This is a genomic window from Streptomyces ipomoeae 91-03, from assembly GCF_000317595.1.
GTDB classification, from domain to species: Bacteria; Actinomycetota; Actinomycetes; order Streptomycetales; family Streptomycetaceae; genus Streptomyces; species Streptomyces ipomoeae.
The window spans coordinates 1-16,576 of record NZ_AEJC01000550.1; the positions used below are offsets into that span (position 1 = coordinate 1).

Here is a 16,576-nt window from a genome sequence, read left to right on the forward strand (position 1 = left end):
GTGCGGGGCTCGTCCCTTTTGGCATACGGGTCCGGCATACAGGCGTTTTGGCGTATGGGCGGGCATGCGCGCGCAAGTGTGCTGCTCTGGTGTGCGGAGCGCGCGAATCGCCCTGCGGCTCGCGGACAGGTCCACGGACGACGCCGACTCGGCGCGGATCGAGTCCACGGGGGGCATGGGCGAGCTGATGTCCATCGAGACGGACGGCGAGGTGGACCGGGGTGACGGCCTCAACGGCGTCCTGACCATCGTGTACACCGGCGGCCAGGCGGCCGACCAGATGCGCCGGCTGGGCATCACGTCGACGGAGGCCCGCTGTCTGCCCGACGCCTACTACGCGGACATGGGCGACCTGTTCGGCGAGCGGTACGGCGGCAAGCGGTGGATCCGGTACGCGTACGAGGTACGAGGACGTGGAGGACATGATCGGGGGCGCGTCCGGCGCGTATGTGAAGGACCACCTCCAGAACGTCACCCCGAACCAGTCGGTGAAGCTCCTGCCGGCCTCCGGCGACGTCGAGAAGGTCGACGAGGAGTAGGCGCGGGGCGAGGACACCACCCACTGCACGGGCACGATGAAGGTCGCCGACCTCCAGGAGCAGAACTCGGGCCTCGGCGAGGAGAAGCGGGCCGAGCTGGAGGAACAGCTGAAGGCGTCCGGCATGACCGAGGTGCCTCGACGTCTCGGTGGAGGAGCCGCCGGCCGGCCAGACCGTCGGCTACAAGGACTTGATGAGCTCCCTGCCGGCGAGCTGAAACCCGGGGACAGCCGGGACCCGGCCGCGCTAGTGTCCCTCCGGCCCACATGGGTGGGGCGTGAGGTTACGGGGGACACATGAGGTTTTCCACGCGCGGTTCCGTACGACGGCGCAGAGCTGTCGGTGCCGCCGTCGCGGTGACATTGCTGGGCGGCGTCACCGCCTGCGGTACGGAGTCGGACGCGGCGGCCGAGGCGAAGCCGAAAGTGACGCCGGCCGAGGCCGTGGCCCGGGCGGCGGAGGAGACGACGGACATCACCTCTCTGCGCTACCGGGTGACCGGCACTCTGCCCGAGCACGGGAAGGTGCGGGCCGAGGCCTCCATGACCGTGAAGCCGTCGGCCATGCGGATGGAGATCACCGGGCTGGGCGACACCGAGGACGTCCCCGTGGAGGTCCGGTTCGTCGACGGGGCCATGTACACCCGGGGGGACACGACGGTCCTCGGGGACACGGAGGGGAAGGGCTGGATCAAGGCCGAGCCGGGCGTCTGGGGCGGCCTGTCCGTGGACAACCGGTCGTACGGCGTCCTGCCCCGCCAACTGGACGGCAGCCCGCTCGTACAGTCCACGATCCTGGCCGGCGCCGAGGACGTGCGAGAAGCCGGCACCGAGACCGTCGACGGCACCCGTGCCACCCACTACAGGGGCACGGTCACGAGCCGGGGACTGAGGGACGCCCAGGGCGCCGCGAAGGACAAGGAGACCCGGGAACTCCGGACCCTCGGGTTCGACCAGTTCATGGCCCTGCGGCTGCGCGTGAAGAGCCCGCTCACCATGGACCTGTGGGTCGACGAGGACGGCCGGACCAAGCAGTTCCGCATGCGGGGGCGGACCAGCGCGCTGGACGGCGAGGGGCGCTGGGTCGACACCGGCCCCCTCGACATGACCATCACCTTTCTGGACGTCAACCCTTCAGTGACCGTCGAGCCCCCGGCGGCCGACGACACGGTGGACCTCGGTGAGTCGGCGGACGAGGCCACAGTGAGCTGAGTGGCGGCCCCCGGGGCCGGATTTGCTTGACGGTGATTCGGTCCCGTACCCTTCCGGGGAAGCCAAAGACCGCTGGTCGTTGCCGTGTGCTCGGGAGAGGGCGCGGCGGCCGAAGGATCCGCTGAAATGCGGGCGACCCGCGTAGGTGACTGTGGAAGTTGCTCCTGGGCCGGTTCCGTTCTCATACGGGACTCGTTCGGTTGAGCTACGCCCCGTGCGCCTGCGCCGGGGCGTTTCGTTTGTCCCAGCCCCTTCTGAGCGGTCCTCATCACCCGGAAGGAGGCCGACGCTCTATGGCAAGGCCCGACAAGGCTGCCGCGGTGGCCGAGCTCACGGAGCAGTTCCGTAGCTCGAACGCCGCCGTGCTGACCGAGTACCGGGGTCTCACTGTGGCGCAGCTCAAGACGCTGCGTCGTTCGCTCGGTGAGAACGCCCAGTACGCCGTGGTGAAGAACACGCTGACCAAGATTGCGGCCAACGAGGCCGGGATCACGACGCTCGACGACCTGTTCAACGGTCCGACGGCGGTCGCCTTCGTCACCGGTGACCCGGTGGAGTCGGCGAAGGGTCTTCGTGACTTCGCCAAGGACAACCCGAACCTCGTCATCAAGGGCGGTGTCCTTGACGGCAAGGCGCTGTCCGCCGACGAGATCAAGAAGCTCGCGGACCTCGAGTCCCGCGAGGTTCTGCTCGCCAAGCTGGCGGGTGCTCTGAAGGGCAAGCAGACGCAGGCTGCTCAGGTCTTCCAGGCACTCCCGTCGAAGCTCGTCCGCACCGTGGACGCGCTTCGTGCCAAGCAGGACGAGCAGGGCGGTGCCGAGTAACTCGGCTCGCGAAATGGCCGCGGCCTGAGGCTTCCCGCCCGAGGCAGTGGTCGTAGCGGGCCGAACGTACGCCCGCCAGACATGTACATCCGGCACCAGCCGAATTAGTGGAAGGAAAGCCATCGTGGCTCTCACCCAGGACGAACTGCTCGCCGAGTTCGAGAACATGACCCTCATCCAGCTCTCCGAGTTCGTGAAGGCGTTCGAGGAGAAGTTCGACGTCACCGCTGCCGCCGCCGCGGTCGCCGTCGCCGCCCCGGGTGCCCCGGGTGCCGCTGCCCCGGTCGAGGAGGAGAAGGACGAGTTCGACGTCGTCCTCACCGGCGCCGGCGACAAGAAGATCCAGGTCATCAAGGTCGTGCGTGAGCTGACCTCCCTCGGCCTGAAGGAGGCCAAGGACCTGGTCGACGGTGCGCCGAAGCCGGTTCTGGAGAAGGTCAACAAGGAGGCCGCGGACAAGGCCGCCGAGGCCCTCAAGGGCGCCGGTGCCTCCGTCGAGGTCAAGTAAGACCTCTTCGGGTCCGCACGGACTCCGTTCCGCCGCGCAGTTCTGAACACGGGGCTGTAACGCAGACGTACCGAAGGGCGATCACCCATGTGGGTGGTCGCCCTTCGGCGTTCGGGGACGTCGAGCGACGGCTGCCTTGCACTGTGGGTGACGACGAGTATGGTGATCATCGTCGTGCCTCGGCGCACCCCCGGTGACCGGCCGCGAGTGACGATCGCAGCATCTGGACGGGCATGGGGGGCCTTGACGAACTGCACGCAGCGCGCAATTCTCAGGACGCGTCGTCACACGGATCCGAATCCGAGGCATGGATCGGCGACGAAGAGGGCAGTATCGATGTGCATCGAGGGCGTGGCTTGCCGCAGGTGTTGAGGAACAACGAGGGTTTCCGAGGGTCCGAAAACCCGCACTGGACATCAGTGTGCCAAGTGGCTACACTGACCCTTTGCGCTGCCTGTTAGCTGCCTCCTGCCCGTCACCAGGGGCATGCCCTCGCTCGAGCACCGACGATTGGACGTCCCCGACCTGGGACTTTCCATCTCTGCGCCCGGTCGAGGGGGCCGGTACGCGCGTAGTGAGTCCGAGCCCTCGGAAGGACCCCCTCTTGGCCGCCTCGCGCAACGCCTCGACCGCGAATACGAACAACGGCGCCAGCACCGCCCCGCTGCGCATCTCCTTTGCAAAGATCAAGGAGCCTCTCGAGGTTCCGAACCTGCTCGCGCTGCAGACCGAGAGCTTCGACTGGCTGCTCGGCAACACCGCTTGGCAGAGTCGGGTCGAGGAGGCTCTGGAGAACGGACAGGACGTCCCCACCAAGTCCGGCCTGGAGGAGATCTTCGAGGAGATCTCCCCGATCGAGGACTTCTCCGGGTCGATGTCGCTGACCTTCCGCGACCACCGCTTCGAGCCGCCGAAGAACAGCATCGACGAGTGCAAGGAGCGCGACTTCACGTACGCCGCCCCGCTCTTCGTCACGGCAGAGTTCACCAACAACGAGACCGGTGAGATCAAGTCCCAGACGGTCTTCATGGGCGACTTCCCGCTCATGACGAACAAGGGCACCTTCGTCATCAACGGCACCGAGCGTGTCGTGGTGTCGCAGCTGGTCCGTTCGCCCGGTGTCTACTTCGACTCCTCCATCGACAAGACGTCCGACAAGGACATCTTCTCCGCCAAGATCATCCCGTCCCGGGGTGCCTGGCTGGAGATGGAGATCGACAAGCGTGACATGGTCGGTGTCCGTATCGACCGCAAGCGCAAGCAGTCCGTGACCGTCCTCCTCAAGGCCCTCGGTTGGACGACCGAGCAGATCCTGGAGGAGTTCGGCGAGTACGAGTCCATGCGCGCCACCCTGGAGAAGGACCACACCCAGGGCCAGGACGACGCGCTGCTCGACATCTACCGCAAGCTGCGTCCGGGCGAGCCCCCCACGCGTGAGGCCGCGCAGACGCTGCTGGAGAACCTCTACTTCAACCCCAAGCGCTACGACCTCGCCAAGGTCGGCCGCTACAAGGTCAACAAGAAGCTGGGTGCGGACGCCCCGCTCGACGCGGGCATCCTGACCGTCGAGGACATCATCTCGACGATCAAGTACCTGGTGAAGCTGCACGCGGGCGAGACCGAGACGGTCGGCGACAGCGGCGGCACGATCGTCGTCGAGACCGACGACATCGACCACTTCGGCAACCGTCGTCTGCGCAGCGTCGGCGAGCTCATCCAGAACCAGGTCCGTACGGGTCTGGCGCGTATGGAGCGTGTCGTCCGCGAGCGTATGACGACCCAGGACGTCGAGGCGATCACGCCGCAGACCCTGATCAACATCCGGCCGGTCGTCGCCTCCATCAAGGAGTTCTTCGGCACCAGCCAGCTCTCGCAGTTCATGGACCAGAACAACCCGCTGTCCGGGCTGACGCACAAGCGTCGTCTGTCCGCGCTCGGCCCGGGTGGTCTGTCGCGTGAGCGGGCCGGCTTCGAGGTCCGTGACGTGCACCCGTCTCACTACGGCCGTATGTGCCCGATCGAGACGCCCGAAGGCCCGAACATCGGTCTGATCGGTTCGCTCGCCTCCTACGGCCGCGTCAACGCGTTCGGTTTCGTGGAGACGCCGTACCGCAAGGTCGTCGACGGTCAGGTCACCGACGAGGTCGACTACCTGACGGCCGACGAAGAGGACCGCTTCGTCATCGCGCAGGCCAACGCCACGCTCAACGACGACATGAGGTTCGCCGAGAACCGCGTCCTCGTCCGCCGTCGTGGCGGTGAGGTCGACTACGTCGCCGGTGACGACGTGGACTACATGGACGTCTCGCCGCGCCAGATGGTGTCGGTCGCGACCGCCATGATCCCCTTCCTGGAGCACGACGACGCCAACCGTGCCCTCATGGGCGCGAACATGATGCGCCAGGCCGTTCCGCTGATCCAGGCGGAGTCCCCGCTCGTCGGCACCGGCATGGAGTACCGCTCCGCCGTCGACGCCGGCGACGTCGTCAAGGCCGAGAAGGCGGGTGTGGTCCAGGAGGTCTCCGCGGACTACATCACCACCGCCAACGACGACGGCACGTACATCACGTACCGTCTGGCCAAGTTCGCCCGCTCCAACCAGGGCACCTCGGTCAACCAGAAGGTCATCGTCCACGAGGGCGACCGCGTCATCGAGGGCCAGGTCCTCGCCGACGGTCCGGCCACCCAGCAGGGCGAGATGGCGCTCGGCAAGAACCTGCTGGTCGCGTTCATGCCGTGGGAGGGTCACAACTACGAGGACGCGATCATCCTGTCGCAGCGCCTCGTGCAGGACGACGTCCTCTCCTCGATCCACATCGAGGAGCACGAGGTCGACGCCCGTGACACCAAGCTCGGCCCCGAGGAGATCACCCGGGACATCCCGAACGTCTCCGAGGAGGTCCTCGCCGACCTCGACGAGCGCGGCATCATCCGTATCGGTGCCGAGGTTATCGCCGGTGACATCCTCGTCGGCAAGGTCACGCCCAAGGGTGAGACCGAGCTGACGCCCGAGGAGCGTCTGCTGCGCGCGATCTTCGGTGAGAAGGCCCGCGAGGTCCGTGACACCTCGCTGAAGGTGCCGCACGGCGAGACCGGCAAGGTCATCGGCGTACGCGTCTTCGACCGCGAGGAGGGCGACGAGCTTCCCCCGGGCGTCAACCAGCTCGTGCGCGTGTACGTGGCGCAGAAGCGCAAGATCACCGACGGTGACAAGCTCGCCGGCCGTCACGGCAACAAGGGTGTCATCTCGAAGATCCTTCCCATCGAGGACATGCCGTTCCTCGAGGACGGAACTCCGGTCGACATCATCCTCAACCCGCTCGGTGTGCCGTCCCGAATGAACCCGGGGCAGGTTCTGGAGATCCACCTCGGCTGGCTCGCCAGCCGCGGCTGGGACGTCTCCGGTCTCGCTGACGAGTGGGCCCAGCGTCTGCAGGCCATCGGCGCCGACCAGGTCGCCCCCGGCACCAACGTCGCCACCCCGGTGTTCGACGGTGCGCGCGAGGACGAGCTGGCGGGTCTGCTGCAGCACACCATCCCGAACCGGGACGGCGAGCGCATGGTGCTCCCGACCGGTAAGGCGCGGCTGTTCGACGGCCGCTCGGGTGAGCCGTTCCCGGACCCGATCTCGGTCGGCTACATGTACATCCTGAAGCTGCACCACCTGGTCGACGACAAGCTGCACGCCCGTTCGACCGGCCCGTACTCGATGATCACCCAGCAGCCGCTGGGTGGTAAGGCCCAGTTCGGTGGCCAGCGGTTCGGCGAGATGGAGGTGTGGGCGCTGGAGGCATACGGCGCCGCGTACGCCCTCCAGGAGCTGCTGACCATCAAGTCCGACGACGTCACCGGCCGCGTGAAGGTCTACGAGGCCATCGTCAAGGGCGAGAACATCCCCGAGCCCGGCATCCCCGAGTCCTTCAAGGTGCTCATCAAGGAGATGCAGTCGCTCTGCCTGAATGTGGAGGTGCTGTCCAGCGACGGTATGTCCATCGAGATGCGTGACACCGACGAGGACGTCTTCCGCGCTGCGGAGGAGCTCGGCATCGACCTGTCCCGGCGTGAGCCGAGCAGCGTCGAAGAGGTCTGACGGGAGTCCGGAGACCTTCACTTCGAAGGTCTCCGGCCCCTGGACCCCCGTATCAGACCAAAGACTTACAACCCTGAGAGGGATTGACGCATAGTGCTCGACGTCAACTTCTTCGACGAGCTCCGGATCGGTCTGGCCACCGCTGACGACATCCGTCAGTGGAGCCACGGCGAGGTCAAGAAGCCCGAGACCATCAACTACCGCACGCTCAAGCCCGAAAAGGACGGACTCTTCTGCGAGAAGATCTTCGGTCCTACCCGGGACTGGGAGTGCTACTGCGGCAAGTACAAGCGTGTCCGCTTCAAGGGCATCATCTGTGAGCGCTGCGGCGTCGAGGTGACCCGCGCGAAGGTGCGTCGTGAGCGGATGGGCCACATCGAGCTGGCCGCTCCCGTCACCCACATCTGGTACTTCAAGGGCGTTCCGTCGCGGCTGGGCTACCTGCTCGACCTCGCCCCGAAGGACCTGGAGAAGGTCATCTACTTCGCGGCGTACATGATCACGTACGTCGACGAGGAGCGCCGTACGCGCGACCTGCCCTCCCTGGAGGCGCATGTCTCCGTCGAGCGGCAGCAGATCGAGAACCGCCGGGACGCCGACCTGGAGGCCCGCGCCAAGAAGCTCGAGTCCGACCTGGCCGAGCTGGAGGCCGAGGGCGCCAAGGCGGACGTGCGCCGCAAGGTGCGCGAGGGCGCCGAGCGTGAGATGAAGCAGCTGCGCGACCGTTCGCAGCGCGAGATCGACCGGCTCGACGAGGTGTGGACCCGGTTCAAGAACCTCAAGGTCCAGGACCTGGAGGGCGACGAGCTCCTCTACCGCGAGCTGCGTGACCGCTTCGGCACGTACTTCGACGGCTCGATGGGTGCCGCGGCGCTGCAGAAGCGTCTGGAGTCCTTCGACCTGGACGAGGAGGCCGAGCGCCTCCGCGAGATCATCCGCACCGGCAAGGGCCAGAAGAAGACCCGTGCGCTCAAGCGGCTGAAGGTCGTGTCCGCCTTCCTGCAGACCTCCAACAGCCCCAAGGGCATGGTCCTCGACTGCGTCCCGGTCATCCCGCCGGACCTCCGCCCGATGGTGCAGCTGGACGGTGGCCGCTTCGCGACCTCCGACCTGAACGACCTGTACCGCCGTGTGATCAACCGGAACAACCGACTGAAGCGGCTTCTCGACCTCGGCGCGCCCGAGATCATCGTGAACAACGAGAAGCGCATGCTCCAGGAGGCCGTCGACGCCCTGTTCGACAACGGTCGTCGTGGTCGCCCGGTCACCGGTCCCGGTAACCGTCCGCTGAAGTCCCTCAGCGACATGCTGAAGGGTAAGCAGGGTCGATTCCGTCAGAACCTGCTCGGTAAGCGTGTGGACTACTCCGCGCGTTCCGTCATCGTCGTCGGTCCGCAGCTGAAGCTGCACCAGTGCGGTCTGCCGAAGGCGATGGCGCTGGAGCTGTTCAAGCCGTTCGTGATGAAGCGCCTGGTCGACCTGAACCACGCGCAGAACATCAAGAGCGCCAAGCGGATGGTCGAGCGCGGTCGCACGGTCGTGTACGACGTCCTCGAAGAGGTCATCGCCGAGCACCCGGTTCTGCTGAACCGTGCGCCCACCCTGCACCGCCTCGGCATCCAGGCCTTCGAGCCGCAGCTGGTCGAGGGCAAGGCCATCCAGATCCACCCGCTCGTCTGCACCGCGTTCAACGCGGACTTCGACGGTGACCAGATGGCCGTGCACCTGCCGCTGTCCGCGGAGGCGCAGGCCGAGGCCCGCATCCTGATGCTGTCCTCGAACAACATCCTCAAGCCCGCCGACGGCCGTCCGGTGACGATGCCGACCCAGGACATGGTCCTCGGTCTGTTCTTCCTCACCACCGACGGCGAGATGCGGGACGTCAAGGGCGAGGACCGCTCCTTCTCGTCCGTGGCCGAGGCGATCATGGCGTTCGACGCCGGCGAGCTCTCGCTGCAGTCGCGCGTGGACATCCGCTTCCCGGTGGGCACCATCCCGCCGCGCGGCTGGACCCCGCCGGTGCCGGAGGAGGGCGACGACCGCGTCGGGGACGGTGTGTGGCAGCAGGGTGACAGCTTCACCCTGAAGACCACGCTGGGCCGCGCGCTCTTCAACGAGCTGCTGCCCGAGGACTACCCGTTCGTCGACTACGAGGTCGGCAAGAAGCAGCTCTCCGAGATCGTCAACGACCTCGCCGAGCGCTACCCCAAGGTCATCGTGGCGGCGACGCTCGACAACCTGAAGGCGGCCGGCTTCTACTGGGCCACCCGTTCCGGCGTCACCGTCGCCATCTCCGACGTCGTCGTCCCCGAGGCGAAGAAGGAGATCGTCCGCGGCTACGAGGCGCAGGACGAGAAGGTCCAGAAGCAGTACGAGCGCGGTCTGATCACCAAGGACGAGCGCACGCAGGAGCTCATCGCGATCTGGACCAAGGCGACCAACGAGGTCGCCGAGGCGATGAACGACAATTTCCCGAAGACCAACCCGATCTTCATGATGGTGAACTCGGGTGCACGAGGCAACATGATGCAGATGCGTCAGATCGCCGGTATGCGTGGTCTGGTGTCGAACGCGAAGAACGAGACGATCCCGCGTCCGATCAAGGCGTCGTTCCGTGAGGGCCTGTCCGTGCTGGAGTACTTCATCTCCACGCACGGTGCCCGTAAGGGTCTGGCGGACACCGCTCTGCGTACCGCCGACTCGGGTTACCTCACCCGTCGTCTGGTCGACGTCTCCCAGGACGTCATCATCCGCGAGGAGGACTGCGGCACCGACCGCGGCCTGCGCCTGCACATCGCGGAGGTCGACGGTGGCGTGCTGCGCAAGGCGGAGAACGTCGAGACGTCCGTGTACGCGCGCTGCCTCGCCGAGGACATCGTGGTCGACGGCAAGGTGCTGGCCCCGGCCGGCACCGACCTGGGCGACGTGCTCATCGACGAGCTCATCGCGCAGGGCGTCGCGGAGGTCAAGACCCGCTCGGTCCTGACCTGCGAGTCCGCCGTCGGCACCTGCGCCATGTGCTACGGCCGCTCGCTGGCCACCGGCAAGCTGGTCGACATCGGTGAGGCGGTCGGCATCATCGCCGCCCAGTCCATCGGTGAGCCCGGTACCCAGCTGACGATGCGTACCTTCCACACCGGTGGTGTGGCCGGTGACGACATCACCCAGGGTCTGCCGCGTGTCGTCGAGCTCTTCGAGGCCCGTACCCCGAAGGGTGTCGCCCCGATCTCCGAGGCCTCCGGCCGCGTGCGGATCGAGGAGACCGAGAAGACCAAGAAGATCGTCGTCACCCCGGACGACGGCAGCGACGAGATGGCCTACCCCATCTCCAAGCGTGCCCGTCTGATGGTCAGCGAGGGCGAGCACGTCGAGGTGGGCCAGAAGCTCACCGTGGGTGCCACCAACCCGCACGACGTGCTGCGCATCCTGGGCCAGCGTGCCGTCCAGGTCCACCTGGTCGGCGAGGTCCAGAAGGTCTACAACTCGCAGGGTGTGTCGATCCACGACAAGCACATCGAGATCATCATCCGGCAGATGCTCCGCCGCGTGACGATCATCGAGTCCGGCGACGCCGAGCTGCTGCCCGGTGAGCTGGTCGAGCGCTCGAAGTTCGAGACCGAGAACCGTCGTGTGGTCCAGGAGGGCGGTCACCCGGCCTCCGGTCGTCCGCAGCTCATGGGTATCACCAAGGCCTCGCTGGCGACCGAGTCCTGGCTGTCGGCGGCGTCCTTCCAGGAGACGACCAGGGTCCTCACGGACGCGGCGATCAACGCCAAGTCCGACTCCCTGATCGGCCTCAAGGAGAACGTCATCATCGGTAAGCTCATCCCGGCCGGTACGGGTCTGTCCCGCTACCGCAACATCCGGGTCGAGCCGACCGAGGAGGCCAAGGCCGCGATGTACTCGGCCGTCGGCTACGACGACATCGACTACTCGCCGTTCGGCACCGGCTCCGGCCAGGCCGTTCCGCTGGAGGACTACGACTACGGGCCGTACAACCAGTAAGCGCGTGGCCGAAGTCGCCTGAACCGAAGGGCGGTCACCCCGTTGCGTACGGGGTGGCCGCCCTTCGGCGTGAGCGCCGTACTGTCGTGTGGCGGAACCGCAACACAACCGGGGCTCGGGAACCGATGCCGTGGGTCGTGCGTTGCCTCATCATGGAGGCACAACCAGTCCGGGGGAGTGTTTCTCGTGTCGAACCCGTCGTGGCAGCCGATGCCCTGGCAGGCGCAGGCCAGTAGTCCGTCACTGCTCGCCGCCCATGCCGATCGTGAGCGTGCCGTGGATGTTCTGCGGGCGGGCTTCAGTGAAGGCCGCCTCCAGCAGGACGAGTACGAGAAGCGCGTCGAGAGGGCCTACACGGCGCGCACGGTGGGCGAGCTGGCCCTCCTGGTCGCCGACCTGCCCCAGGGCCCCGCGGCGATACAGCCGAGCGCCATGGCCCCCATGGTCCCGCGCACCTTCATGCCGGCCCCCGTCCCGCCCCCGGCCACCAACGGCAAGGCCGTCGGCTCGATGGTCTGCGGCGTCCTGACGACCATGACCATGGGCCTGACGGGCATCCCGGCCGTCATCCTCGGCCACACCGCCCGCGCCGAGATGAAGCGCACGGGCGAGGGCGGCGAGGGCTTCGCCCTGGCCGGTCTGATCCTGGGCTGGCTGTCGGTGGCGGGCTGGGCCTTCTTCCTGACGATCATGGTGATCGCGGGGGTGGCGGGGAGCAGCGGCTGAGCGGGGCTGCGCCCCGTAAGGACAGCGGCAGCCCATTTGTTTTGACCGTAGCGAATGCGATAGGTACGCTCAGACCTTGTGCCTGGGGTGTGCCCTGGCTCCCGTGCGTGCCTTCAAACCGCACAGGGGGAGCCGTAGGCGGCCACCGTAATCTGCGCCCTTTCTGCCTCACGGCGAGAGTCGCGGTTTCGACACACCCGACCGCGTGGGTCGGCGACGTTCCGGGTTAGCTTCACCATTCGGCACACAGAAACCGGAGAAGTAGTGCCTACGATCCAGCAGCTGGTCCGCAAGGGCCGGCAGGACAAGGTCGAGAAGAACAAGACGCCCGCACTGGATGGTTCCCCCCAGCGCCGCGGCGTCTGCACGCGTGTGTTCACGACCACCCCGAAGAAGCCGAACTCGGCCCTGCGTAAGGTCGCGCGTGTGCGTCTGACCAGCGGGATCGAGGTCACCGCTTACATTCCGGGTGAGGGACACAACCTGCAGGAGCACTCCATCGTGCTCGTGCGTGGTGGCCGTGTGAAGGACCTGCCGGGTGTTCGCTACAAGATCATCCGCGGCTCGCTGGACACCCAGGGTGTCAAGAACCGCAAGCAGGCCCGCAGCCGCTACGGCGCCAAGAAGGAGAAGTAAGAATGCCTCGTAAGGGCCCCGCCCCGAAGCGCCCGGTCATCATCGACCCGGTCTACGGTTCTCCTCTTGTCACGTCGCTCATCAACAAGGTGCTGCTGAACGGCAAGCGCTCCACCGCCGAGCGCATCGTCTACGGCGCCATGGAGGGCCTGCGCGACAAGACCGGCAACGACCCGGTCATCACGCTGAAGCGCGCTCTCGAGAACATCAAGCCGACCCTCGAGGTCAAGTCCCGCCGTGTCGGTGGCGCCACCTACCAGGTGCCGGTCGAGGTCAAGCCCGGCCGCGCCAACACGCTGGCGCTGCGCTGGCTGGTCGGTTACTCCCGCGCCCGTCGCGAGAAGACCATGACCGAGCGTCTGCTCAACGAGCTTCTCGACGCCTCGAACGGCCTCGGTGCGGCCGTGAAGAAGCGCGAGGACACCCACAAGATGGCCGAGTCCAACAAGGCCTTCGCGCACTACCGCTGGTAGTCGCAGACCCCATCGAGACCGAGAGAAGACCGAAGCCTTATGGCTACCACTTCACTTGACCTGGCCAGGGTCCGCAACATCGGGATCATGGCCCACATCGACGCGGGCAAGACGACCACCACCGAGCGGATCCTCTTCTACACCGGCGTCAGCTACAAGATCGGTGAGGTCCACGACGGCGCCGCCACCATGGACTGGATGGAGCAGGAGCAGGAGCGTGGCATCACGATCACCTCTGCTGCCACCACCTGTCACTGGCCGCTTGAGGGTGTCGACCACACCATCAACATCATCGACACCCCGGGTCACGTCGACTTCACCGTCGAGGTGGAGCGTTCGCTCCGCGTTCTCGACGGTGCCGTGACGGTGTTCGACGGCGTTGCCGGTGTGGAGCCGCAGTCCGAGACGGTGTGGCGTCAGGCCGACCGTTACGGCGTGCCCCGCATCTGCTTCGTCAACAAGCTGGACCGCACCGGCGCCGAGTTCCACCGCTGCGTGGACATGATCTCGGACCGCCTGGGCGCCCAGCCGCTCGTCATGCAGCTCCCGATCGGCGCCGAGGCCGACTTCAAGGGCGTCGTGGACCTGGTCCGCATGAAGGCGCTCGTGTGGTCCGCCGAAGCCGCCAAGGGCGAGATGTACGACGTCGTCGACATCCCGGCCACGCACGCCGAGGCTGCCGAGGAGTACCGCGGCAAGCTCATCGAGGCCGTCGCCGAGAACGACGAAGAGATCATGGAGCTGTACCTGGAGGGCGACGAGCCCACCGAGGAGCAGCTGTACGCCGCGATCCGTCGCATCACCATCGCGTCCGGCAAGTCCACGGACACCACGGTCACCCCGGTGTTCTGTGGCACCGCGTTCAAGAACAAGGGCGTCCAGCCCCTGCTCGACGCGGTCGTGCGCTACCTCCCCACCCCGCTTGACGTCGAGGCCATCGAGGGTCACGCCGTCAACGACCCGGAGGAGGTCGTCAAGCGCAAGCCGTCCGACGGCGAGCCGCTCTCCGCGCTGGCGTTCAAGATCATGAGCGACCCGCACCTCGGCAAGCTCACCTTCGTCCGGGTCTACTCGGGCCGCCTGGAGTCCGGCACCGCCGTGCTGAACTCCGTCAAGGGCAAGAAGGAGCGCATCGGCAAGATCTACCGCATGCACGCCAACAAGCGTGAGGAGATCGACTCGGTGGGCGCCGGCGACATCATCGCCGTCATGGGTCTGAAGCAGACCACGACCGGTGAGACGCTGTGCGACGAGAAGCAGCCGGTGATCCTGGAGTCCATGGACTTCCCGGCGCCGGTCATCCAGGTCGCCATCGAGCCCAAGTCGAAGGGCGACCAGGAGAAGCTGGGCGTCGCGATCCAGCGCCTGGCCGAGGAGGACCCGTCCTTCCAGGTCCACTCGGACGAGGAGACCGGCCAGACCATCATCGGTGGCATGGGCGAGCTGCACCTCGAGGTGCTGGTCGACCGTATGCGCCGTGAGTTCAAGGTCGAGGCCAACGTCGGCAAGCCGCAGGTCGCGTACCGCGAGACGATCCGCAAGGCCGTCGAGCGCGTGGACTACACGCACAAGAAGCAGACCGGTGGTACTGGTCAGTTCGCCAAGGTGCAGATCGCGATCGAGCCCATCGAGAGCGGCGACGCCTCGTACGAGTTCGTGAACAAGGTGACCGGTGGCCGCATCCCGAAGGAGTACATCCCTTCGGTGGACGCCGGTGCGCAGGAGGCCATGCAGTTCGGCATCCTCGCCGGTTACGAGATGACCGGTGTCCGCGTGACGCTGCTCGACGGCGCCTACCACGAGGTCGACTCCTCCGAGCTCGCGTTCAAGATCGCCGGTTCGCAGGCCTTCAAGGAGGCCGCGCGCAAGGCCAGCCCCGTTCTCCTTGAGCCGATGATGGCCGTCGAGGTCACCACGCCCGAGGACTACATGGGTGAGGTCATCGGCGACATCAACTCCCGCCGTGGTCAGATCCAGGCCATGGAGGAGCGGGCCGGTGCCCGCGTCGTGAAGGGCCTCGTGCCCCTCTCGGAGATGTTCGGTTACGTCGGCGACCTGCGCAGCAAGACGTCCGGCCGTGCCAGCTACTCCATGCAGTTCGACTCCTACGCCGAGGTTCCGCGGAACGTCGCCGAGGAGATCATCGCGAAGGCCAAGGGCGAGTAACGCACCGCGTTCCCACGCTTTAGGCTTGACTCCGGAGCCTTGAGGGGCAAACCCCCGCAAACACGGGTGTTTGCCTCTGGGCCCGGGCTTTCCAGCAAAGATCACCTGGCGCCGATGAAGCAAGGCGTTCAGAACCACTCCACAGGAGGACCCCAGTGGCGAAGGCGAAGTTCGAGCGGACTAAGCCGCACGTCAACATCGGCACCATCGGTCACATCGACCACGGTAAGACGACCCTCACGGCCGCCATTACCAAGGTGCTGCACGACGCGTTCCCGGACATCAACGAGGCCTCGGCCTTCGACCAGATCGACAAGGCTCCTGAGGAGCGTCAGCGCGGTATCACCATCTCCATCGCGCACGTCGAGTACCAGACGGAGACGCGTCACTACGCCCACGTCGACTGCCCGGGTCACGCGGACTACATCAAGAACATGATCACCGGTGCCGCCCAGATGGACGGCGCGATCCTCGTGGTCGCCGCGACCGACGGTCCGATGCCGCAGACCAAGGAGCACGTGCTCCTGGCCCGCCAGGTCGGCGTTCCGTACATCGTCGTCGCCCTGAACAAGGCCGACATGGTGGACGACGAGGAGATCATGGAGCTCGTCGAGCTCGAGGTCCGTGAGCTGCTCTCGGAGTACGAGTTCCCGGGCGACGACCTTCCGGTCGTCCGCGTCTCGGCGCTCAAGGCGCTCGAGGGCGACAAGGAGTGGGGCCAGTCGGTCCTGGACCTGATGAAGGCCGTCGACGAGTCGATCCCGGAGCCGGAGCGCGACGTCGACAAGCCGTTCCTGATGCCGATCGAGGACGTCTTCACGATTACCGGTCGCGGTACGGTCGTCACCGGCCGTATCGAGCGTGGTGTCCTCAAGGTCAACGAGACCGTGGACATCATCGGTATCAAGCAGGAGAAGACCACCACCACGGTCACCGGCATCGAGATGTTCCGCAAGCTGCTCGACGAGGGCCAGGCCGGTGAGAACGTCGGTCTGCTCCTCCGTGGCATCAAGCGCGAGGACGTCGAGCGCGGCCAGGTCATCATCAAGCCGGGCTCGGTCACCCCGCACACCGAGTTCGAGGCGCAGGCCTACATCCTCTCCAAGGACGAGGGTGGCCGCCACACGCCGTTCTTCAACAACTACCGTCCGCAGTTCTACTTCCGTACGACTGACGTGACCGGTGTTGTGACCCTCCCCGAGGGCACCGAGATGGTCATGCCGGGCGACAACACTGAGATGAAGGTCGAGCTCATCCAGCCCGTCGCCATGGAGGAGGGCCTGAAGTTCGCCATCCGTGAGGGTGGCCGGACCGTGGGCGCCGGCCAGGTCACCAAGATCACGAAGTGATCTTGAGCTCGACCTGGTAGCTCCAGCTTGATGAGCTGAGCTCCTGAAG

11 protein-coding genes are annotated in these 16,576 nt (G+C 66.4%); all 11 read left to right on the forward strand.

What is annotated here, in order from left to right:
* Positions 1–413 precede the first annotated feature (413 nt).
* A complete protein-coding gene (locus STRIP9103_RS52905) occupies positions 414–539 on the forward strand; it encodes a hypothetical protein (RefSeq protein WP_258539873.1) in 126 nt (41 codons plus the stop codon).
* 296 nt (positions 540–835) lie between these two features.
* Complete coding sequence (locus tag STRIP9103_RS35810) at positions 836–1,750, forward strand: LolA-like protein (protein WP_181800312.1); 915 nt, start codon at positions 836–838, stop codon at positions 1,748–1,750.
* A gap of 293 nt (positions 1,751–2,043) precedes the next feature.
* Entirely contained in the window at positions 2,044–2,574 is a 531-nt protein-coding gene (gene rplJ / locus STRIP9103_RS35815; protein ID WP_009330729.1) for a 50S ribosomal protein L10, read from the forward strand.
* 121 nt (positions 2,575–2,695) lie between these two features.
* Positions 2,696–3,082: a 50S ribosomal protein L7/L12 gene (rplL, locus tag STRIP9103_RS35820; protein WP_086019362.1), complete on the forward strand. Its 387-nt coding sequence runs from the start codon at positions 2,696–2,698 to the stop codon at positions 3,080–3,082.
* A gap of 604 nt (positions 3,083–3,686) precedes the next feature.
* On the forward strand, positions 3,687–7,172 hold the full coding sequence (gene rpoB / locus STRIP9103_RS35825; protein WP_009330720.1) for a DNA-directed RNA polymerase subunit beta: 3,486 nt from the start codon (positions 3,687–3,689) through the stop codon (positions 7,170–7,172).
* A 93-nt stretch (positions 7,173–7,265) separates the two neighbouring features.
* Entirely contained in the window at positions 7,266–11,177 is a 3,912-nt protein-coding gene (locus tag STRIP9103_RS35830; protein WP_009330731.1) for a DNA-directed RNA polymerase subunit beta', read from the forward strand.
* Between the two features lie 186 nt (positions 11,178–11,363).
* Complete coding sequence (locus STRIP9103_RS35835; protein ID WP_009330716.1) at positions 11,364–11,903, forward strand: DUF1707 and DUF4190 domain-containing protein; 540 nt, start codon at positions 11,364–11,366, stop codon at positions 11,901–11,903.
* A gap of 264 nt (positions 11,904–12,167) precedes the next feature.
* Positions 12,168–12,539: a 30S ribosomal protein S12 gene (gene rpsL / locus STRIP9103_RS35840; RefSeq protein WP_007823146.1), complete on the forward strand. Its 372-nt coding sequence runs from the start codon at positions 12,168–12,170 to the stop codon at positions 12,537–12,539.
* Between the two features lie 2 nt (positions 12,540–12,541).
* Positions 12,542–13,012: a 30S ribosomal protein S7 gene (rpsG, locus tag STRIP9103_RS35845; protein ID WP_009330725.1), complete on the forward strand. Its 471-nt coding sequence runs from the start codon at positions 12,542–12,544 to the stop codon at positions 13,010–13,012.
* 39 nt (positions 13,013–13,051) lie between these two features.
* On the forward strand, positions 13,052–15,178 hold the full coding sequence (fusA, locus tag STRIP9103_RS35850; protein WP_009330714.1) for an elongation factor G: 2,127 nt from the start codon (positions 13,052–13,054) through the stop codon (positions 15,176–15,178).
* Positions 15,179–15,333: 155 nt separating this feature from the next.
* Positions 15,334–16,527 (forward strand): elongation factor Tu, encoded by a 1,194-nt coding sequence (gene tuf, locus STRIP9103_RS35855; RefSeq protein ID WP_009330723.1) that lies wholly within the window; start codon positions 15,334–15,336, stop codon positions 16,525–16,527.
* Positions 16,528–16,576 lie beyond the last annotated feature (49 nt).

What these genes read in the sequence shown, in the direction of transcription:
- STRIP9103_RS35810 (WP_181800312.1), top strand. Translation starts at nt 836, where the DNA reads ATGAGGTTTTCCACGCGCGGTTCCGTACGACGGCGCAGAGCTGTCGGT.
- rplJ (WP_009330729.1), top strand. Translation starts at nt 2,044, where the DNA reads ATGGCAAGGCCCGACAAGGCTGCCGCGGTGGCCGAGCTCACGGAGCAG.
- rpsG (WP_009330725.1), top strand. Translation starts at nt 12,542, where the DNA reads ATGCCTCGTAAGGGCCCCGCCCCGAAGCGCCCGGTCATCATCGACCCG.
- fusA (WP_009330714.1), top strand. Translation starts at nt 13,052, where the DNA reads ATGGCTACCACTTCACTTGACCTGGCCAGGGTCCGCAACATCGGGATC.